Origin of the sequence: Cognataquiflexum aquatile (assembly GCF_003316845.1) — a bacterium.
GTDB lineage: Bacteria > Bacteroidota > Bacteroidia > Cytophagales > Cyclobacteriaceae > Cognataquiflexum > Cognataquiflexum aquatile.
In genome coordinates, this window is record NZ_QMIK01000002.1 from 54,524 (window position 1) to 74,532 (window position 20,009).

The 20,009-nt window shown below is 41.5% G+C and carries 20 protein-coding genes; 5 read left to right on the forward strand and 15 right to left on the reverse strand.

What is annotated here, in order from left to right:
* Positions 1-72: 72 nt before the first annotated feature.
* The 11 genes from DQW11_RS06640 to DQW11_RS06690 form a co-directional block, all read right to left on the reverse strand.
* Positions 73-870, reverse strand: coding sequence for an inositol monophosphatase family protein (locus DQW11_RS06640; RefSeq protein ID WP_113923286.1), 798 nt, complete (start codon positions 868-870; stop codon positions 73-75).
* Positions 871-1,038: 168 nt separating this feature from the next.
* Positions 1,039-1,722, reverse strand: a complete 684-nt coding sequence (gene rsmI / locus DQW11_RS06645; protein ID WP_113923287.1) for a 16S rRNA (cytidine(1402)-2'-O)-methyltransferase — start codon at positions 1,720-1,722, stop codon at positions 1,039-1,041.
* Position 1,723: 1 nt separating this feature from the next.
* Positions 1,724-1,951, reverse strand: coding sequence for a 4a-hydroxytetrahydrobiopterin dehydratase (locus DQW11_RS06650; RefSeq protein ID WP_113923288.1), 228 nt, complete (start codon positions 1,949-1,951; stop codon positions 1,724-1,726).
* A gap of 12 nt (positions 1,952-1,963) precedes the next feature.
* Positions 1,964-2,230 (reverse strand): DUF493 family protein, encoded by a 267-nt coding sequence (locus tag DQW11_RS06655; protein ID WP_113923289.1) that lies wholly within the window; start codon positions 2,228-2,230, stop codon positions 1,964-1,966.
* A 109-nt stretch (positions 2,231-2,339) separates the two neighbouring features.
* Positions 2,340-4,454: a SurA N-terminal domain-containing protein gene (locus tag DQW11_RS06660; RefSeq protein WP_113923290.1), complete on the reverse strand. Its 2,115-nt coding sequence runs from the start codon at positions 4,452-4,454 to the stop codon at positions 2,340-2,342.
* 73 nt (positions 4,455-4,527) lie between these two features.
* Positions 4,528-5,826 carry a hemolysin family protein gene (locus DQW11_RS06665; protein WP_113923692.1) on the reverse strand — a complete coding sequence of 433 codons (1,299 nt, stop codon included), beginning with the start codon at positions 5,824-5,826 and terminating at the stop codon, positions 4,528-4,530.
* Entirely contained in the window at positions 5,826-6,047 is a 222-nt protein-coding gene (locus tag DQW11_RS06670) for a hypothetical protein (RefSeq protein ID WP_113923291.1), read from the reverse strand. The genes DQW11_RS06665 and DQW11_RS06670 overlap by 1 nt, the downstream gene beginning before the upstream one ends.
* A 2-nt stretch (positions 6,048-6,049) precedes the next feature.
* Complete coding sequence (lptC, locus tag DQW11_RS06675; protein WP_113923693.1) at positions 6,050-6,598, reverse strand: LPS export ABC transporter periplasmic protein LptC; 549 nt, start codon at positions 6,596-6,598, stop codon at positions 6,050-6,052.
* A gap of 92 nt (positions 6,599-6,690) precedes the next feature.
* On the reverse strand, positions 6,691-7,989 hold the full coding sequence (locus tag DQW11_RS06680) for a tetratricopeptide repeat protein (RefSeq protein WP_113923292.1): 1,299 nt from the start codon (positions 7,987-7,989) through the stop codon (positions 6,691-6,693).
* An 11-nt stretch (positions 7,990-8,000) separates the two neighbouring features.
* A complete protein-coding gene (locus tag DQW11_RS06685) occupies positions 8,001-9,284 on the reverse strand; it encodes a hypothetical protein (RefSeq protein WP_113923293.1) in 1,284 nt (427 codons plus the stop codon).
* Positions 9,268-9,993 (reverse strand): type III pantothenate kinase, encoded by a 726-nt coding sequence (locus tag DQW11_RS06690; RefSeq protein ID WP_113923294.1) that lies wholly within the window; start codon positions 9,991-9,993, stop codon positions 9,268-9,270. Before DQW11_RS06690 ends, DQW11_RS06685 begins: the two co-directional genes overlap by 17 nt.
* Positions 9,994-10,100: 107 nt before the next feature.
* Here DQW11_RS06690 and DQW11_RS06695 point away from each other — a divergent pair, with 107 nt between their 5' ends.
* The 3 genes from DQW11_RS06695 (at position 10,101) to DQW11_RS06705 (ending at position 14,166) form a co-directional block, all read left to right on the forward strand.
* Positions 10,101-11,174 carry an anhydro-N-acetylmuramic acid kinase gene (locus tag DQW11_RS06695; RefSeq protein ID WP_113923295.1) on the forward strand — a complete coding sequence of 358 codons (1,074 nt, stop codon included), beginning with the start codon at positions 10,101-10,103 and terminating at the stop codon, positions 11,172-11,174.
* Between the two features lie 69 nt (positions 11,175-11,243).
* Positions 11,244-12,470, forward strand: coding sequence for a Glu/Leu/Phe/Val dehydrogenase dimerization domain-containing protein (locus tag DQW11_RS06700; protein WP_113923296.1), 1,227 nt, complete (start codon positions 11,244-11,246; stop codon positions 12,468-12,470).
* Positions 12,471-12,666: 196 nt separating this feature from the next.
* Positions 12,667-14,166 carry a sodium:proton antiporter gene (locus DQW11_RS06705; protein WP_113923297.1) on the forward strand — a complete coding sequence of 500 codons (1,500 nt, stop codon included), beginning with the start codon at positions 12,667-12,669 and terminating at the stop codon, positions 14,164-14,166.
* 44 nt (positions 14,167-14,210) lie between these two features.
* Here the strand turns inward: DQW11_RS06705 and DQW11_RS06710 are convergent, their stop codons facing one another.
* A complete protein-coding gene (locus DQW11_RS06710; RefSeq protein ID WP_113923298.1) occupies positions 14,211-14,765 on the reverse strand; it encodes a hypothetical protein in 555 nt (184 codons plus the stop codon).
* An 85-nt stretch (positions 14,766-14,850) separates the two neighbouring features.
* Positions 14,851-16,377 carry a 2,3-bisphosphoglycerate-independent phosphoglycerate mutase gene (gene gpmI, locus DQW11_RS06715; protein WP_113923299.1) on the reverse strand — a complete coding sequence of 509 codons (1,527 nt, stop codon included), beginning with the start codon at positions 16,375-16,377 and terminating at the stop codon, positions 14,851-14,853.
* Positions 16,378-16,598: 221 nt separating this feature from the next.
* Between gpmI and DQW11_RS06720 the strand changes: the two genes are divergently transcribed.
* Positions 16,599-17,009, forward strand: a complete 411-nt coding sequence (locus DQW11_RS06720; RefSeq protein WP_113923300.1) for a DUF4783 domain-containing protein — start codon at positions 16,599-16,601, stop codon at positions 17,007-17,009.
* A gap of 33 nt (positions 17,010-17,042) precedes the next feature.
* The gene (nadC, locus tag DQW11_RS06725) at positions 17,043-17,903 is read left to right on the forward strand and encodes a carboxylating nicotinate-nucleotide diphosphorylase (protein ID WP_113923694.1); all 861 of its coding nucleotides are present in this window, start codon (positions 17,043-17,045) and stop codon (positions 17,901-17,903) included.
* Between the two features lie 176 nt (positions 17,904-18,079).
* On the opposite strand, the gene DQW11_RS06730 is transcribed toward nadC, so the two are convergent.
* Both DQW11_RS06730 and DQW11_RS06735 read right to left on the reverse strand, forming a co-directional pair.
* The gene (locus tag DQW11_RS06730) at positions 18,080-19,312 is read right to left on the reverse strand and encodes an ammonium transporter (protein ID WP_113923301.1); all 1,233 of its coding nucleotides are present in this window, start codon (positions 19,310-19,312) and stop codon (positions 18,080-18,082) included.
* Between the two features lie 52 nt (positions 19,313-19,364).
* On the reverse strand, positions 19,365-19,703 hold the full coding sequence (locus DQW11_RS06735; RefSeq protein ID WP_113923302.1) for a P-II family nitrogen regulator: 339 nt from the start codon (positions 19,701-19,703) through the stop codon (positions 19,365-19,367).
* Between the last annotated feature and the right edge of the window lie 306 nt (positions 19,704-20,009).

Consider the following 20,009-nt stretch of genomic DNA (forward strand, 5'->3'; position numbering starts at 1 on the left):
GGAATGGATTAAGGCAATCTTAATAACGGAGGAAGGTGTTTTTTGGATTCCATTTGGAAGAACCCAACTTTTCTATTTTTTCCAGATTTTCTGGATATCTCTGCCGAGTTCGTCGTGGACTAGGCCATTGGTAGCTACAATTTTCTTACCAAAAAGGAAATCATCCCCCATCTCAAAGTCAGAAACCCTTCCTCCGGCCTCCTGGATGATGATGATTCCTGCTGCCACATCGTAAGGCTTAAGGTCATATTCAAAAAATCCGTCGAACCTGCCACAAGCCACATAACACAAGTCCACAGCTGCACTTCCCATGCGTCTCAATCCGTGACATTTTTCCATCAAGAGCCTCAAAACTGCCAGGTAATTATCTATTTCACCAAAGGCACTGTATGGAAAACCGGTTCCGATCAAACTATCCCCCAAGGTTTTTGCAGGGCTGACACTGATTTTCTTTCCATTACAATATGCCCCGTTTCCTTTGAATGCCGAAAAGCATTCGTCGAGGTTAATCTCATAAACCACACCAAGGACAACCTCTTTTTTATATTTGAGACCAATACTTACTGAAAAAACCGGGAGGCCATGGATAAAATTAGTGGTCCCATCCAAAGGGTCGATGATCCAGGTATAATCTTTTCCATTGGTTGACCCCGTTCCTTCTTCGGTTATAAAATCCGCCTCAGGCAAAATCCGGCTGAGTCGGTCAACAATAATTTTTTCGGCCTCTTTATCCACGTAAGATACAAGGTCGTTCAGCCCTTTTTGCTCGACTTTATTGAGGTCAAAGGATTGTCTTTCTTTGCGGATAAATGCACCGGCTTCCTTGGCGACTTTTTCGGTTTGTTGGAGGATTGCTAAAAGGCCTATCATGGTGGCGAGATTTTATGGTCAGGGATTTATTAAAGTTAAACTGGTCAAAGTCTTCAAGGATGGAAAATCCAGGCAATAATGTTTCTGCAATTTTTAATTCAAAACAATTGGGAAAAAAGTCAGGCAAAGGAAGTTATCCTCCACCGATTTGTTGGAGGATATCATTTTTTATTTCCCTTGGACTATAAGGACGATCTCTCCCTTGATGGGATGTTCTTTGTAATAGGTTACGAGTTCCTGAAGGGTTCCTCTGACATTTTCCTCATAGATCTTGGTCAGTTCCCTTGATACGCTTGCCATCCTGTCCGGACCAAATGCCTCCGTAAACTGCTCCAAGGTCTTCATCAGGCGGTGAGGAGATTCGTAGAATATCATGGTGCGGGATTCTTCCAGCAAAGATTCTATCCTTGTCTTCCTCCCTTTTTTGTGGGGAAGAAACCCTTCAAAGGTAAACCTGTCGTTTGGAAGCCCTGAGTTGACCAATGCGGGCACAAAAGCCGTAGCGCCGGGAAGACAGTTGACTTCAAGCCCTGCGTCCTTAGCCGCCCTTACAAGAAGGAATCCGGGATCTGAGATCCCCGGCGTCCCGGCGTCACTGACCAAGGCAAGCACTTCTCCACGTCTCATCCTGTCGACTAATTTTTCAACTGCTTTATGTTCGTTGAAAATATGGTAACTCTGAAGCGGACGGTTGATTTCAAGGTGTTTCAATAACTTTCCGGTGGTACGGGTATCTTCAGCCAAAATCACATCAACTGATTTCAAAACTTCGATAGCCCTGAGCGTGATATCTTTCAGGTTTCCGATGGGAGTGGGAACGAGAAACAGGTGGATATTCTTTTCTTCCGACATACTAAATCTTGTCTATGGCCTTGGCGAGTTTGTGGTCCTTTTCGGTGACGATGTCTCCTGCATCATGGGTATTGAGTTCTATGGTGACGGTATTGTAGACATTGCTCCAATTGGGGTGGTGATTTTGTGCTTCAGCTAAAAAAGCCACTCTTGTCATAAAAGCAAAAGCTTCCTGAAAATCCTTGAATTTGAAAGTTTTGCTCAGACAGTTGTTTTTTTCGGTCCACATGGTTTGAACGGTTTAAAGTGATATTACGCCTTCGATCTTCGAAGCCTTTTCATAAATGTCCAAAATTGAATCGCTGTTTGGCATCAGGGCCTTTATAGTAGCGGAGACATACTTTCCTTGGGAGGAATGTTTTAAGGTCATTTTATTATTAGGCAATAATGCGGCCACTTGTGATTCCCTGCCATTGGGAACAATAAATTTGAACATATACAATGTAGGGAAAGTGGTCTGAGCTTCAAGTTTGTCTTTGAAAGCCTGCCTGTCAAATGGGTCTTTCATCTTTTACGAATTTAAGGGATAAACACCACAGAATAAAAATAAAATCCATCTCCATAAAAAAACCCGTAGGAAGTCCCACGGGTTTTGTTTTTGATTTCTGAATGATGGATCAGAAAAATTTATATCTGTAATCTTTTACATCAGCGAGGTCTTCCAATGCCATCATGATCATATAAGCCGTCCTTTGGGACGCACTCAGGGTCAATTGGCTTTGGTAAGAATTGTAGCTTGCGATATCGGCTGCAGGAGTCATGTTGTTCAATTTGATCACAATGATACCCACATCTTCGTGGATAGGCTTGCTGATGTCTCCGTTGTTTTTCAATCCAAAAGCAGCACCGATTGCCTTTGGAGCATATCCTACACCGGGAAGAACGGATGCGTTCATTCTAAGGTCCGGGGATTTGTCCAATGATGCTTCGTTTGGAAATACAGTCTGCATTTCTTCCAAGGTGGTTTTTCCTGCAAGTTTTCCTTTGATGATTTCTGCTTTTTTGTCATTTCTGACTTGGGTCAACACCTGCGGTCTCACCTGTTCAAGGGTAGCCGTTCCTTCTTCATATTTCTTTTTCAGGTTGGCGACGATGTACGAATTGTCCAATTCAAACACTGTAGAAACAGCTCCTTCCGCCGCATCGTTGAATGCCCACCTTACGACTTCTCTTGCATTTTGGAGGTTGTTCAAGGTTCTGGCAAAAGCATCTACATTATTTGCCTGAATGATTCTGTATCCTTCTTTCTCTGCATTGGCTGTGAATTCAGAAGCATTTCCGGCACTTGACGCAAATGAATCTGCTCTTCTGAATACATCGTTTCTTGTCACGTCGCTTGGACCCAATTCCAATTCGATGGAAGCGATTTTATAAGAAGTAGACTGAGGCAAATCAGTGATAGAAATGATGTGATAACCAAATTCAGTTTCAACAATTCTATCGATCAATCCTGTGCTTTTGGCGGCAAAGGAGACATCTGCAAAAGCATCCACAAAGTCCGCTTTGGCAAACCAACCAAGGTCACCGCCTCTTTGGGCTGTTCCGTCCTGACCGTTTTGTGCTGCAGCAGTGGCGAAATCAAGGCCATCCTGAATTTCTTTCAAAACCCTTTCAGCATTCAGCTTCACCTCTGCTTTGGCATCTTCGGACAATTCAGGACCAGCGCTGAACAAGATATGAGAAGCCCTCATTCTTGGTGTTCCTTCAAATTTTGAAGTCACTTTGTGTGTAATGTAAGAAGACCTGTTGGTCAAGAATGGACCATAAGTCTCACCCACCTGAATATCGTCAACATTTGAAGTCAAGGTATTTGGAAGTTCTTCACCCGGAGCAACCACCACAAATGGGGATTGGCCGTCAGAATTACGGATGGCAAAGGCCGAATCAGCTTCTGAGGTCCTGAGTTCTTCAGTCAATTTTTTCATCTCTGAAATTACCGCAGCAGAATCCTCCGAACTTGGAATAAGCTCGAAGCTCACATATTCAAGGTCAGCAGCATTCTTAACTTTGAATTTCTCAGGAAATTTGGAAATATAGGCTTTCAATTCGCTGTCAGAGACTTCAACAGATGAATCTGAAATCGCATAAAAAGGAATGAACAAGTGGTCCACATCTGCGATGCTGTTTGCCATTCTATGCTCTAACTTGCCCTCTTTGGAATTGGCATATTCGGACGTGGAAAGCAAGTTGTCATACTTGATTCTCAATCTTCCTTTTGCAAATAACTTTTCTTGCTGTTCCCAAAAAGCAATCTGCTCAGGTCCGGCTGTTTCGAGGGATTGCAAAAAGCTGATGAGCTGTGATCTATCAAACTCCCCTGTAGCAGGATTGGTCAATTGTTGTCTCAATTCGGCTATGATGTTTTTGCCCTGAACCATATCCACCAACTCGGCATCGGAAATGGTCAGTCCCAAAGCCTCGTACTGCTCTGCAAATACCTTGTCTACGATCAAGGCCTGCCAGGCCTGTTCACGCAAAGTACTCATTTCATTTTCGGAAGGAGTCCTTCCTGTATTTTGTTGGAATGAGATTTTGATCTCTTCGATCTTTCGGATGTATTCCTCATAGGAAACGTCTTCACCTGCAATCTCTCCCACATTGTTTGCGCTACTACCCAAAAGGGTAGAATTAGGGCCCAATAGATCCCCTCCAACGAGGAAAAATATCAATCCAACTGCTATAACACCGATTGCAAGACCTGTTCTTTGTCTGATTTTTTTAATTAAAGCCATTCTCCTGTTTTTTGAAGTGCCGCAAAATAATTCAATCTACCTGTAAATTCAAAATATTATCACTGTCAATAAATTACTTATTGGATTCCGCCCCGAAATGTATCTTGATTTTTACCGTTTCTATCCTATGGTCTAGTTTTGAAACTATGGTAAAAGTATATGATTCAAAGGTAATAGACTCCCCTTTTTGCGGAAAGTCCTCTTTCAGCGAGATAATAAATCCTGCCAAAGTTTCGAAATCTCCGTAAGGAAGATCCCATCCATATTTTTCATTTAAATAATCTATTTCATGTCTCGCACTCAATAAATACTCATTGTCAGAGAGTTTTTGCTCAATCAGGTCATCCTGATCATACTCATCCTGGATCTCCCCGAATATTTCTTCAATGATATCTTCCATGCTGACGATCCCGCTGGTCCCCCCAAATTCATCGACTACTAAAGCGAGGCTTTTCCGGTCCTTAATAAATTGGATCAGGAGTTCATTGGCCAATGCTGATTCGGGTACGATGATGATCGGAGTCAGGATATCAGAGATCCTTTTGGGTTTTTTGAACATCTCCAATTGGTGGCAATACCCAATCACATCATCAATGGATTCTTTGTAAACAATGATTTTTGAATGCCCGCTCTCGGCAAAAACCTGCTTGAGCTCATCAATTGTATCCTCTATATCCACGGCCACGATATCTGTACGGGGTACCATACATTCTCTTACCCGGATGGTTTTGAACTCTATAGCATTGTCAAAAATCTTTGCGTCCAAATCCACTTTCACATCCTGCCCGCTGTGGTGTAGGCTGTTTTTGATAAAACTGTTGAGATCGGTCACTTTAAATACCGGCTTGTCTTCACTGTAATCAAGCCTCAGTACTTTGGTGATAAACAACCTTGACAACCCCACAATCAACCATACCAAAGGATACATCAAAAAGTAAATAAGCTGGAAGGGTAATGTAAAAAAGGACAGCAAGCTGTTTGGGTTGAGCATGAAAATGCTCTTGGGAAGAAACTCCCCTGTAATCAGTACTATAATTGTCGACAAAATGGTCTGGATGATGACCACATTTGCTTGGTTGTTAAAGGTGGCAGGAAGCCAATAATCAAGCCAAGTAATTATCTCCGGCTCCAGCAAGTAAGCCATAAAAATACCGTATAAAACCAGCGCGATGGTATTACCGATAAGGGTTGTCCCGATAAATTGGCCCGGCTTTTTTACAAATGCGGAAAGCACCCTGCCTGAAAATGATCCCTGTTTGTTTTGAAGCTCTATCTGCAGCCTGTTGGCTGAAATAAAGGCCATCTCCATACCTGAAAAAAAGGCGGAAAAAAGCAAGGTGACGATAACGTAAATGAGGTATTGTGATTCTATCATTTTGATTTTCGGCTTTTTACTTTTTTGACTTGGACTTGCTTCACTTCATCGGATTTTATGGTTGCTTCATTTTTTCTATACCTAAACCAAAACAGTAAGGCCATCGCAAACATAAAGACCGGATAAGAACTGATCAGCCCTGAGGTAATCGTCAGATGGGTGCCGATGATTACCAAGGCTGCCGAGAGTGACAATAATAAGAAGTCCGGTAATTTCATGCTCAAATTCCTTCTCCGGGAAGAATGGTCCTGCTGTTGGTTACTTTAAATAACTTATATTCACTGAATCTGTCATCCGATTCCATTCCGGTACCATTGAAGATGGTTTCTTTTTCTTGGATGGTTACGAATTTCTCCGTGTAAATCTTCTTTGCATTGGGATCCCAAAACAGCTCCTCAGAAGAAAGCTTTTGGTCCTTTTCGGTATTATGGACCCTCACGTCCCCTTCCCCCCTGTAAATATTTTTTGTCTTGTCAAAAAACCCTTTATCGGCACGCATCGTGGTAGTGGTATTTCCTTCTTTGTCAAAAAAAGAAATATCTATTCCTTCCGGAAACTCCAGATCCCCGGTTGCAAACTCCATTTGCTTTTTGGCTTTGACATGGGTCCGGATGATCGTAGAATCGCTGTGGAAAAGCTCAACATCAAAAGCCAGTCCGACTGGTCCTTTGTAGGTTTCCAAAATACTCGTGTCCACTTCTTCCCCACATGAGAGGATGCCAAGCAAAAGCAATTGAATTACATATTTGATGCTGCCTTTAAGACTCATGGCTGCAAAGATAGGAAAGATTGGTAAATCATCGAGGACATAAAAAAAGGCAGCCTTTTTTGACTGCCTCTTGATTTTATATGTTGGAAAGATTAATCCCTTGTAGCCAAAGTAACTGTCTCCCCGATCCAGCATCCTACGGTAATAGTCTCACCTACTTGTCTGCTTTCGGTAAACAATTCTTCCCTAGATGGGAATCTTGCCCTTGCCTCTGCCATACCTTTGGAGTCACCTGCTCTTGAGTAGGCATTGTATGCCGCGATGTAAATGGCTTGGTCCTCTACCCTGCTCACGCCTCTCCTACAATCTGAAGAAGAACTCATATACATTTCAGCGATTAACTTCCAGGCATCTTTTGATTTCTCAGCATCCAATTTGGCAGCAGAAAGTGCTTCTGACCTTGCTGCACTTTTTCTTCCATCCTGAGCATGAACTTTTGCAAGGTCATAGTGGATTTCTGCTTTTTGGACATCATTTTCTGCCAAAGTCAAGGCCTTTTGTAATACAGGAAGCGCTTTGTCATATTCCCTGTTTTGCATGTACCTCATTGCCCTTACTTGCGAAGTGGCATAAGTTGGATTTTGGTTGTCTATAATTTCCAATGCAGAAAGGAAAGAAGCTGAGCTAAAGCATTTGTATTTTACTGAATAATTGAAAATCTGTTGGGCCAAAGCCATATTCGCAGGATCAGCTGTAAGTTTCGGTCCCAAAGTATTTTCGATGAAATCACAATTGATCAATTCCATTGCGATAAGCAAAGATTCAACATTGGATTTTGGTGTGGCTACATCTTTACCGTTTGCTTCAGCCTCGTCCAACAGTTTGGTAATCTTATCATGGATTTCCAATACCTGTACAGGAGTGTAAGCTTTATTCAGAAGATAATGTCTTCTGACCAAATCAAAGTAAGCTGCGGTATAAGCAGGATTGATCGTACCATTTACTTCAAAAGCCCTATCATAATTGCCAATTGCTTCTGCAAGCTTGGTTTTATCTTCTCTGAAATACTGATAACCGTAATAAGCTTTGTTTTCGATCCATTTGGTCTCGTTATCAAAATTAGCTTTACGAAGGTCATAAACCTTCATCACAGAATCCTGATAAATCCTTTTTTGGGCAGGATCCTTTGTGGCAACTGCAGCGCCGTTATAAACGGTAACACCATTGATATAGATGGATTCATTCAGTTTTGGAACATTGACAAGCAACCAGTTAAGGGGCTTCGTCGCATCGACAAATTGTTCCGATTTCATGTAGTCCACATAGGCCGCATTTAATTCGCGGGCTTTCACTTCCAATTGAGGATCTGAAGGCCAATTGAATTCCTGGGCTTGAGCCATTCCTACAAGGCTGAGGGTAAATAACCCGATGAGTGCGTTTTTAAGTTTCATATCTGTTAGTGTTATTCGAATACGCGTTTGTAAAACCAAGTATTATCGTTCAATGAGAATCCTAAGGTTAGACCGAAGTAATCTTCCTTGATCAAGTTATTGTTGAGGGTACCTCTCGAACCAAACTTGAAAGCGAAGTTCATCAAAGATAAGCTGTTGATAGGAACCGAAGCTCCAAAATTGATGCCAATATCAGTAATTTGTGTCTGGTTCAAAATGAAGGGTGTTTGCTGGTATTCAACTCCAAACCGGATGGTTGATCTTTTGAATACATTACTGGCCATGGAGAAGTTAGGAACAATCTGGCCTCCGAGAGCAACCCTGTAAGTATCACCGAGTTCCCCCTGAACTCCTGCAAAAGAACGATATAGGCTAAAATTTTGCATTTGGGCTTCTAGACCAATTACAAATTTATTTATTTTTTCATAAGAAATTCCATATCCTAGGTTACTTGGAATAAAAATCGTCCCCTTTTCATTGTTTGACAAGACATCTCCATCTGAATCAGGCCTGCTAGCTTGACCAAAATCGGCAATCTTAGCAAATTCTTTTCCATTAATATTTCCAAATGCATGATAGGTGGCACCCACATGAAGGTTGCTTTTGCTTCCTGTTTTGAAATAATAATGGATTCCTCCCTTAAAAGTGACGTCACTGACGGTCAGCCTTTCGTAATATTCTGTCTGAAATCCGAATTCTGATTCATCGGGATTCAGCAAAGCCAATTGGTTGGTCCGAATCGTAGAACCGAAAAGGTAAGAACCATGAATTCCCAAACTCAGGTTTTTGGCCAAAACAAAACCATAAGACAAATAAGCCTCTGAGATACCTCCTTCGCCCTCCACCCTGTTGATCGAAGATAAATCAGAATTGGTTACCTGACCTTTTACAAGAATACTGTAATTCACACTTGAAATCTGTCCAAGACCCATTCCAAGGGTCCTTTTCCCTGACTTGACAGGAAAAGACATAGTCACATAAGAAAGACCACCGCCATCAATGGTGGCATTGTCTGTCCCGCTTGTGACATTGATTCTCTTGTAGTTTAAAGCTGCCTGGAAATTAAAAATGGTGTTGCGGGTTGACAGAGCCGGGTTCATGTAATTTACTCCCCAGCCTGTACCAAAACTTATTCCCAATCCGCCCATTCCCTGATTTTGGGTTAGGCCAGAATAGTTGAATTCCCCCAATCCAAGCGCACTGTATGTCGACGCACTTGACTGTGGAAAGGCTTGTGTGAAAATGAAAAAGGTGCATAAAACACCCAGAAATCTAATCCTATTGGTAATTGACATTGTAAGTTAATATTCTATTCAATCCACGTAGGACCAAATTAGGGATTACAAATATGTGGTCTTTTGTTAAGCTTTCAAAGATTTTTGAGTCACCTCCACAAATAATGACCTTCAAACCATCGTGTTGGGCCTGGTATGCCTGGATAAATCCTTGCATTTCAAACTGAATCCCATAGTATACTCCAGCCCTCAAACAAGCCACTGTGCTGTCTCCTGTCAGCTTTGGCTTGTCTTCTTGCCCCATTTCAACCAGGGGCAATCTCGCAGTATGTTGGTTCATCGCCTTGAATCTCATCTGCAGTCCGGGAGAAATTGCTCCACCAAAATAGCTGTCCGATTCATCCATGAAATCATAGGTAATACAGCTTCCCAAGTCGATAGCTAAAATAGGGCAATTTTGAAAAACCGTCCTGGCACCTATTACAGCCGCTTTTCGATCCACTCCCAACGTCTCCGGGGTAGCATAAAGATTTTGGAATGGCATCCGGGTTTTGGTGCTGAGAAACAAAAACGGAAAATCCAATAAATCAATAAGCTGCGATTCGGTATAAGTAACAGAACTTACGATGGCATGGCTGAAATCCTGGTTTTTGGAATAAGTCAAAAACTGGGTAAAATCCTCAAAACTACTTTCTTCCAACAGGTTGTCCTGCTCAAAAACAGCCGTCTTGATCCTGGTGTTACCGATATCAATGATAAGTTGCTTCAACTTTAAGACAGATTTTGACCTTTGCGAAATTAGTCAAAATCCGATACCCCACTTTTTGAATAAATTAAATTTAACTTTAGGGAGAATTATTTAACAAAAATTAACCCATGAAGACCCCTTCCACTTATAAAGTAATTGGCTTGATGTCCGGTACATCAGGAGACGGACTCGATATTGCCTATTGTGAATTTAAAAAAGGTGACAATTGGAGTTTTGAAATCAAAGCAAGTGAAACAGTACCTTTTCCAAAAAAACTGGGAAAAAAACTGAAGAAGTCCCATCTCATGAAAGGATACAAACTTTCGCTTCTTGATCTGGGATTTGGACAATGGATGGGAGAGCAAGTTGGAATTTTTATCAAAAAGAATAACCTGGAAGTAGAAGCAGTTGCCTCCCATGGTCATACTGTCTTCCATCAGCCATCCAAAAAACTTAGCCTTCAGATCGGAAATGGCTGGGCCCTACACGCAGCATGCGGAATTCCGGTGATCAATGACTTCCGGATGCTGGATGTGCAGCTTGGCGGTCAGGGTGCCCCTTTGGTTCCCATTGGTGATAAGCTACTTTTTGGAGAATATGATTACTGTATCAATCTGGGCGGCATTGCCAACATCAGTATGGAATCAGGCGGAAACAGGATTGCTTTTGATATTTGTCCCTTTAATCTTCTGCTCAACCATTTTGCAGAGGAATGCGGCAAATCCTATGATAAAAACGGGAAATTGGCCAAAAAGGGAAAACTGCTGAAAAAAGAACTCGCACAGCTCAATAAGTTGCCTTATTATCAGATCGAAGGGGCAAAATCTCTTGGCAGGGAGGACTTGGAAGGCTATCTGAAAATACTGAAAATGAGCAGTGACATGAAACCCGAAAACATCCTCCATACGCTCGTTATTCATTTTGTAGACCAAATTAACAAGATTCTGATCCCGGTGCCGGGGAGGAAAACAAAAGTACTTGTGACAGGAGGCGGTGCATTCAATAAATTTTTTATAGAAAAACTGGAAGCGTCTCTTGATCCTAGTATTGAGATGGTACAAGCAGATCCAATGCTCATCAATTTCAAAGAGGCCCTCGTGTTTGCTTTTTTGGGGGTGTTGAAATTGAGAGGGGAAAACAACTCCCTGGCGACAGTAACCGGAGCCTCGAGGGATAATTGTGGTGGACTAATTCATGGATAAGAAAACCGGGGCTTTTTGGCGTGGAGATTATTTCTATTTTTGCCAGCTAAATAAACCCAAATATTTACCATGAAAGAACTACTCAAAAAATTTGAGAACAAGCAACCTGAAATTATTTTCGAATGGAGTGACAGCGAATCTGAAGCAGAAGGATGGGTAGTCATCAATTCTCTAAGAGGCGGTGCTGCCGGTGGAGGAACGAGAATGAGAAAAGGACTTGATAAAAGAGAGGTGGAATCCCTTGCCAAAACGATGGAGGTAAAATTCACCGTTTCTGGACCTGCGATCGGAGGCGCAAAATCAGGGATCAATTTCGACCCAAACGACCCAAGAAAAGAAGAGGTACTCAGACGATGGTACAAAGCCGTCATGCCTTTATTGAAAAATTATTATGGTACAGGAGGCGACCTCAATATTGATGAAATCCATGAGGTCATCCCGATTACAGAAAATTATGGCCTTTGGCATCCCCAAGAAGGAATTGTAAACGGCCATTTTCATGCGAATGAACCTGAAAAAATCCGAAAAATAGGGCAGTTGAGGCAGGGAGTATCGAAAGTTTTGGAAGACCCCCATTATACTCCCAACGGACCTAAGAAATATAAAGTGGCCGACATGATTACAGGCTTTGGAGTAGCTGAAGCCGTCAGACATTTCTATTCAATCTGGGGAGGAAACCTTGCCGGAAAGCGTGCCATCATTCAGGGCTGGGGAAATGTCGGTGCCGCAGCGGCTTGTTTTTTGGCTGTAGAGGGTGTAAAAATCGTCGGAATCATTGACCGTGAAGGCGGCTTGATCAATCCATCAGGATTTACTTTGGATGAAATCCGGAACCTATTCATAAAAAGGGAAGGGAATAAACTTATTGCCGACCAAATGATCCCTTTTGCAGAGATAAATGAAAAAATATGGGATACCGGATGTGAGATTTTCATTCCTGCCGCAGCCTCGAGATTGGTGACCAAAGAACAGGCCGAGAGGATGGTCAACGCCGGGCTTGAAGTCATCAGCTGTGGGGCAAATGTACCCTTTGCTGACCCTGAGATATTTTTTGGTCCGATAGGTGTATGGCTGGACGAGAAAGTGTCGCTCATTCCAGATTTCATAGCCAACTGTGGAATGGCGCGGGTATTTGCATACTTGATGTCCGATCAGGCATTGTTGACGGATGAAGCCATTTTTGGGGATGTGAGCAAGACCATTAAAAATGCCCTCCAAAAGACTTATGCAAAAAACAGCTCCAGAAACAAGGTTGCCGAAACCTCATTAGAAATTGCATTAAAGCAGTTGGTATAAACATTTTACCAATCATCAGCCAAGAGGGGTTAATTTTAAATTAATTCCTCTTGGAGCTGATTTAGTATGCTTACCTTTTCATTCAAAATAAGTAGTTTAGCGAAAATAAAATCCAAATTTGTATATTGATTGACATTATTTCCCCGGTTTTTCTGAAACCAAGAGTGTTGAAAAAGACTGCTTAATTTTAAAATTAATGAAGAACCTATTTGCCATTTTATTACTTGTTTTCGGGATGGTTTTTTTGAACCATATTCCTGAGGCAACAGCTCAAACAGAAACCCAAACAGAAATGACAAATGGGGACAGCTCCATCCATCAAAATGACGGAGAGGCTGTCCATAGTGATGGTCATGAAGCTCATGGTTCAGCGCCGTTATGGCTAGTCATTCCTTTTGTAGCCTTGCTTTTGATGATTGCAACCGGACCTTTGTTCTATGAAAACTTTTGGCACCACAATTACCCAAAGATTGCTGTGGGATTGGCGATGTTGGTGGTTTTCTATTACCTGTTTGTCCTGCATAATGTCCACGGACCTGTACATGCATTGGCAGAATATATCCAATTCATTGCACTTCTGACATCGCTCTATATTGCGTCTGGAGGAATCCTGATTGAAATTGACAAGAAAGCTACTCCAATAGCGAATGTCACGCTTCTTTTGGTCGGAGCTTTGGTTTCCAATCTCATAGGAACAACGGGGGCCTCAATGCTTCTAATCAGGCCCTTTATACGCCTGAACAAAGGAAATATCCAGGCTTACCACATCATATTTTTCATATTCATGGTGAGTAATATCGGAGGATCTTTGACTCCGATAGGAGATCCGCCGCTTTTTCTTGGCTTTTTAAAAGGAGTTCCCTTTTTCTGGACAATCACTAATAACTTCCCAGCATGGTCGCTCACCTTAATCCTATTGGCAGGGGTATTTTACTTCATAGACAAGAAACTAGGAAAAGCGAATGATGCTGATGAAATGGAAAGAGTAACCTATACCAATAAATTTGCCTTGATAGGTTCAAGGAATTTCTTGTGGCTATTGGTCATCATAGGTTCGGTATTTTTGGATCCAAATGTGTTGGATTGGGTTCCTGCCATAAACTATGACGGGCAAAAATTTTCATTTCTTAGAGAAATCATTATGCTTTCTGTTGCATTTATGAGTTATAAATTTGCAGACCGAAAAGCCATTAAAGGAAATGAATTTAACTTCGAACCTATCCTTGAAGTAGCATTCATATTTATTGGGATTTTTGGAACTATGATGCCTGCCTTGGAATTGGTTGGTAATTTTGCCAAATCTCCAGAAGGAGCTGCTTTAATCACACATAATACCCTTTATTGGGGAACAGGCGCTTTGTCCGGAGTCTTGGACAATGCCCCCACTTACCTCAACTTCCTGGCCGCTGCCATGGCTTCGCAAGGTGCGGAAATCGGTAGCATAGAGGATGTGAGAAATTTTGCCTTAAACAATTATCAGGATTCGGCTTTTGAGCTAATGGCCATTTCCCTTGCCTCTGTATTCTTTGGTGCAATGACTTACATCGGTAATGGGCCAAATTTTATGGTCAAATCCATTGCTGAACAAAACGGCATCAAAATGCCTTCTTTCTTCGGTTATATCATCAGGTTTTCACTTCCGATTTTACTGCCGATCTTATTCATCATCTGGCTGGTATTTTTCGCCTTCGTTTGATCTTAAAAAATAATCAGGCCAATTCTAATCAATTGGCCTGATGGCTACCAAACCACAGAGGCTTTCAGGATCATTTTATTGGGTTTTAGAAAAATTACTTTTTGGAGAGTTTCGACTACGTAATGATCAAGTTTTCCTGTTAGACTTTGATTAAAAATGACTCCTCGGGTCTCAGAGTTATAGAACATATTTGAATTTTTGATTACAAAGGAGACCTCTTTGATTATCTTTTCTTCGAATTTAACGACGATCTTCTGAACCTCTCCTTTTTCTCCTTCTTTTAAAGTGTGGATGAGGTATTCTGGGCTTCTTTGGGTTTCATAGGAAGCGGAGAGACTCGGCCTGCTAATATCTGCCTTGATAAAGAAATCAAGTTCTTTTAACCAATTTTCTGAAGTCAATGTATCCCGGATTATTTCCTTTTCACCATTTACATTCAATTCTTTGATAATCCCAACTCCTTCCAGTCCCGAAGCTGTTACCTCAATATAATCTTTGAGTGGAAAATAAACGGTTTCTGATTGCTTTCCTGCCTCATTTTCAGAGGAACAACCCCCAACAATAATCAAAATCAAAACCGCAATAAAATTATGTTTCATTCTCATCTGGTATTTTCTTTTTTAAATCAAAGGACCATGTATCCATTTCTACAGGAAAGGATACATGGTCAATAAATTTGTTATGCTATTTTAAAAGGATATTGCCGGTCATTTCGGCAGGTATAGGAAGGCCCATCAAAGTCAGGATGGTCGGGGCAAGATCTCCCAGTTTGCCATCATTGATCTGAATTTGATCCTGATTATCCACCATGATACAAGGGACTAAGTTAGTGGTATGGGCGGTATTTGGAGTTCCATCCTCATTGATCATCATGTCACTGTTTCCATGGTCAGCGATGACAATAAACGTATACCCATTTTCCAGTCCAAGTGTAATCACCTGTTTGGCGCACTCATCTACCGTCTCACAGGCTTTGACTGCTGCGTCAAAAACCCCGGTATGGCCCACCATGTCAGGATTGGCAAAATTGAGACAGACAAAATCCACTTCTTTCTTTTTGAGTTCGGTCTTGATTTTACTTGCGATTTCAAAGGCGCTCATTTCAGGTTTAAGGTCATAAGTCGCCACTTTTGGAGAGGGACAAAGGATTCTGCTTTCACCTTCAAATTCTTTTTCCCTGCCTCCTGAAAAGAAAAATGTCACGTGGGGATATTTTTCAGTCTCGGCTATTCTGATCTGTTTTTTACCCTGTTTTGCTAAGACCTCCCCCAAGGTATTGTTCAGGTTGTCTTTGTCATAGAGAACTTTGACATTCTTGAAAGTATCATCGTAATTGGTAAAGGTGATATAATTCAGTTTGAGTTTTTTCATGTTGAAATCTTCAAAGTCCTTTTGTGTCAGGACTTCAGTGATTTCCCTGCCACGATCTGTACGGAAATTGAAACAGATTACAACATCACCCTCTTTGATCATTGCCAAAGGTTTGCCTGCCTCATTTACCTGAATGATAGGCCTGATAAATTCGTCAGTAACTCCGTTAGAATAGGATTTGGTGATTGACGCAATGATATCTTTGGATTTTTCACCTTCCCCATTTACCATGGCATCATAGGCTAGCTTCACTCTTTCCCATCTTTTATCCCTATCCATGGCGTAATACCTACCAATGACAGAAGCAATTTTTCCAACCGAATGCTGTAAGTGTTCTTTCAATTCATTGAGGTAATGAATGCCTCCTTTTGGGTCTGTATCCCTTCCATCCGTAAAAGCATGGATATAGGCATCAGACATTCCATTGGCTTTGGCAGCATCGCAAAGGGCCTTTAGGTGGTTAATGTGTGCATGCACACCTCCATCTGAAAGCAACCCGATGAAATGGACATTCTTCTTGGATTTTTTGGCATAATCAAAAGCCTCCACCAATACGGGGTGGCTATTCAATTCACCTTCTTTCGCAGCTAGATTGATCCTGACCAGATCTTGGTAAACTACCCTACCGGCACCGATATTCATGTGCCCAACTTCAGAATTGCCCATTTGGCCATCCGGCAATCCGACAGCCAGACCTGAGGCCTGAAGTTTGGAATGGGGATATTTGGAATAAAGGCCGTCGATAAATGGCGTTTTTGCTTTGTCGATTGCAGAAACCTCCGGATTGGTAGCAATGCCCCATCCATCCAATATCATTAGCACTACTTTCTTACTGTTCATAGAAAAAGAATTTGAAATATTGAAAACTGAATTCAATCAACTTGTAAAGTTGCCTATTCTTTGTCAAGGGGACAAAATTCCACCAGTTAATTTTTATCCAGCCCTACTACAAGTGACAAATACACCCTAGCCAAGGCTTTTTTATGGTTTAAAAAGCAATTTTTTTTGGAAAAACTAAAAAATCAAAATGATTTGGCTTAATATTTGAACTATGCTTCGCCATGAAAAAGTCCCCCCTACTAGTGATATTTTTATTTGCCATATTTGTGTTTTCGGAAGCCATTGGTTTTGACAATAACAAGTTGGTTGCCAACGATGTAATCGTACATTTTAAAGCCGGATCAAGTAAGGAAATCGCAAGGTATTTTGACCAAACAGTACTCCTGAATATCAATGGAACAAACGGTGATTATTCTAAAAGCCAAGCAGAATACATTTTAAGGGATTTTTTCCTAAAATATCCTCCTCTGGACTTCAGTGTGGTGCATCAGGCGGGTTCGCCCGGCCCAACAGTTTTTTATGTGGGTTCATATCTGACAAAATCTGAACAGTTCAGGGTCTTGATAAAAGGATATTCCAAAACCGAAGCATTGCGGATTTACAGCATTGACATTATTAAAGCCAAAATTTAAGAGGCGCACCGACTTTATTTTTTAATTTTGGGTGTGGAAAATTTACCTTATTTGTCAGCAGAAAAAATTCATGGGTTTATCCGGGAAGCACTTGTAGAAGATGTCGGCCCGGGTGATTATTCGACTTTGGGTTCTATACCAAAGCACCAATATGGACAGGCCAAACTGATCATCAAAGAATCCGGAATCATCGCAGGTCTTGAACTTGCCGAAAAGATTTTCCATCAATTCGACCCGAGTCTAGTTGTGGAAATTCTATTAAAAGATGGCGACTTCGTGAATCCGGGAGATATTGGCCTGAAGGTAAAGGGTTCAGCAGCTTCCATTTTGACTACAGAAAGGCTGGTATTGAATTGCCTACAGCGCATGAGTGGAATCGCTACCAAAACCCATCAGCTTTCCCAGATGATAGCGCATACCAAAGCCCGCCTGATGGATACCAGGAAAACTACCCCAAACTTTAGAATGATCGAAAAATGGGCTGTCGTGCTGGGTGGCGGACTCAACCACCGGTTTGCCTTGTATGACATGGTGATGCTAAAAGACAACCATATTGATTTTGCAGGAGGTATTTCTAATGCGATACAAAATGTAAAACGCTATTTGGACCAAGAAGGGCTCAATCTCAAAATCGAAGTAGAAACAAGAAATCTCAAAGAAGTCGAGGAAGTCCTAGCCATAGGTGGCATTGATTTCATCATGCTGGACAATATGGACTATGATACCATGCGGAAAGCAGTGAGCATGGTTGGCGGAAAATATCCGCTGGAAGCTTCCGGTGGAATCACCGAAGAAACGCTTAAAAATGTAGCGGAATGCGGGGTTGATTATATCTCAGTCGGTGCACTGACACATCATTTGAGAAGCATGGATATCAGTTTGAAAGCATATTGAAAAAAAATCCTGAATATAAAATTCGATACTAATTGATATCGGATATTGGTGGATATTGAATCAGGTGTTTTACCTTAATAGACATTAATAGCCATTGTAAATTTATAATTACCTTAAAAAAAAATGCCCAAGAAAATGAATTCTTGGGCATTTTTAATTCTTCTTATGTAATCAAATTAGTCCTTTGAAGCAAAGTCAGGATAAGCCTGCATGCTATGCTCGTTGATATCCAGACCTTCGAGTTCTTCTCTTTCATCGACCCTGATGCCCACTGTTTTCTTTAAAGTAAAGAAAATCAGCCAGCTTGACCCAAAGCAAAACGCTCCAACAATCCCGATTCCGATTAATTGAGACATTAACTGCTGCATGCTTGCAAGATTTCCGAATAATCCAACTGCCAAAGTTCCCCAGATTCCCCCGATCAAATGCACGGAGATGGCTCCTACGGGATCGTCAATTTTTATCTTGTCAAAAAACACAACAGCAAATACTACCAGAGTACCGCCAATCAATCCAATGATCGCTGCTTCACCAACGCCCATTTGGTCGGCTCCGGCTGTGATGCCTACCAATCCTGCAAGTATCCCGTTGAGCACCATCGTGATGTCATAAGTTTTGAATTTGAGGTACGAGGCAATCAAAGCTCCAAAAGCCCCTGCGGAACCGGCGATTGCGGTAGTCACAAACACCAAAGAAACAGTCCCAGGATTTGCAGTAAGCACCGAACCACCATTAAATCCAAACCATCCAAACCACAATAAAAATACGCCTATAGTCGCCATCGGAATGCTATGCCCCGGAATGGCCTTCATGCCTGTTGGTGTATATTTTCCCAATCTTGGGCCGAGCAAAAATGCTCCTGCCAAGGCGGCCCAACCACCCACTGAATGTACAATGGTAGATCCCGCAAAATCATAAAAAGGAGTTTCCATTGTCTTCAAAAATCCTCCGCCCCACTGCCACATACCAACGATTGGATAGCAAAGACCTACATAAATGAAAGAGAATAAGATAAACACACCCAATTTCATTCGCTCAGCAACAGCACCGGAAACTATCGTCGCCGCAGTGGCTGCAAACATGGCCTGAAATATGAAATCTGTGTAAAAAGTATAACCTGCATTGTAATTACTTGAATCCCAACCTTCGGGAAGATTCAGGCCAAATCCCGCAAAACCAAAAAATTGGCCTGCAAAATCACTACCGGGGTACATCAGATTAAACCCCACAAAAGCATAGCAAAGGATCCCGATGGCGGGGGTAATGGTGTTTTTGAATAAAATGTTGACTGTATTTTTTGCTCTTGTCAGGCCGGCTTCCAGACTTGCAAAACCCAGGTGCATGATAAATACCAAAATGGTAGCTACCATCATCCAAAGGTTATTGATGGTAAATAATTCTTGAGTCATAGGTTTGATAGGTTAATTTGTTCTATTTTCTTCATTCTTTGGTCTTGATGCACTACAGTGCTTCCTCGCCCTTGTCACTGTTTCTGATCCTGTAAGCTTCGATGGCCTCATAGATAAAAATCTTCCCATCTCCCACTTCCCCTGTTTTGCCCATTTTCAGGATACAGTCTACCACTGCCGGTACCAATTCGTCTTGGGTGACAATTTCGAGTTTGGTCCTGTGTATGTAAGTGGGTTCATAAGCGACTCCCCGATAGGTCTGAAGCTTGGCATGCTCCATCCCCATTCCCTTTACTTCATAAAATGTCAGGAACTTCACACCAAGCCCGGCGACGCATTGGTGGATCTCATCGAATTTGGATGTTCTAATGATTGCTTCGATTTTTTTCATTTTTTTCAATTTTAACAGTGATTCATTGGAAAAACATTGCTAATGTAATAGAAAAATTAAGCGAAAACATAATTTGGTTATTTTTTCAGTCTATTTATTTAAAAAAAACACTTTTATGGTGTTGCAAGCATATTTTTAGAACTGTTAATTATATTTTTTCTATACTTTGATTATTTTTCAATTCTTTTTTAGACCAAAGGATGGCTATTTACTATAAAATGAAGGAATTAATGCTCTTTGGTAAATAAACTTCGCCAAATCTTTGTCCGAAACCTGAAAAACCTAACTTTGAGGCCTGAAAAAACA

Excerpts from the sequence above, each read along its gene's own strand:
- DQW11_RS06700 (WP_113923296.1), top strand. The coding sequence starts at position 11,244 with ATGAAAGAACTACTCAAAAAATTTGAGAACAAGCAACCTGAAATTATT.
- DQW11_RS06730 (WP_113923301.1), bottom strand. The coding sequence starts at position 19,312 with ATGACTCAAGAATTATTTACCATCAATAACCTTTGGATGATGGTAGCT.
- lptC (WP_113923693.1), bottom strand. The coding sequence starts at position 6,598 with ATGAGTCTTAAAGGCAGCATCAAATATGTAATTCAATTGCTTTTGCTT.
- DQW11_RS06640 (WP_113923286.1), bottom strand. The coding sequence starts at position 870 with ATGATAGGCCTTTTAGCAATCCTCCAACAAACCGAAAAAGTCGCCAAG.
- DQW11_RS06695 (WP_113923295.1), top strand. The coding sequence starts at position 10,101 with ATGAAGACCCCTTCCACTTATAAAGTAATTGGCTTGATGTCCGGTACA.
- rsmI (WP_113923287.1), bottom strand. The coding sequence starts at position 1,722 with ATGTCGGAAGAAAAGAATATCCACCTGTTTCTCGTTCCCACTCCCATC.
- DQW11_RS06705 (WP_113923297.1), top strand. The coding sequence starts at position 12,667 with ATGAAGAACCTATTTGCCATTTTATTACTTGTTTTCGGGATGGTTTTT.
- DQW11_RS06735 (WP_113923302.1), bottom strand. The coding sequence starts at position 19,703 with ATGAAAAAAATCGAAGCAATCATTAGAACATCCAAATTCGATGAGATC.
- DQW11_RS06660 (WP_113923290.1), bottom strand. The coding sequence starts at position 4,454 with ATGGCTTTAATTAAAAAAATCAGACAAAGAACAGGTCTTGCAATCGGT.
- gpmI (WP_113923299.1), bottom strand. The coding sequence starts at position 16,377 with ATGAACAGTAAGAAAGTAGTGCTAATGATATTGGATGGATGGGGCATT.
- DQW11_RS06650 (WP_113923288.1), bottom strand. The coding sequence starts at position 1,951 with ATGTGGACCGAAAAAAACAACTGTCTGAGCAAAACTTTCAAATTCAAG.
- DQW11_RS06710 (WP_113923298.1), bottom strand. The coding sequence starts at position 14,765 with ATGAAACATAATTTTATTGCGGTTTTGATTTTGATTATTGTTGGGGGT.
- DQW11_RS06680 (WP_113923292.1), bottom strand. The coding sequence starts at position 7,989 with ATGAAACTTAAAAACGCACTCATCGGGTTATTTACCCTCAGCCTTGTA.
- DQW11_RS06685 (WP_113923293.1), bottom strand. The coding sequence starts at position 9,284 with ATGTCAATTACCAATAGGATTAGATTTCTGGGTGTTTTATGCACCTTT.
- DQW11_RS06670 (WP_113923291.1), bottom strand. The coding sequence starts at position 6,047 with ATGAAATTACCGGACTTCTTATTATTGTCACTCTCGGCAGCCTTGGTA.
- DQW11_RS06655 (WP_113923289.1), bottom strand. The coding sequence starts at position 2,230 with ATGAAAGACCCATTTGACAGGCAGGCTTTCAAAGACAAACTTGAAGCT.
- DQW11_RS06720 (WP_113923300.1), top strand. The coding sequence starts at position 16,599 with ATGAAAAAGTCCCCCCTACTAGTGATATTTTTATTTGCCATATTTGTG.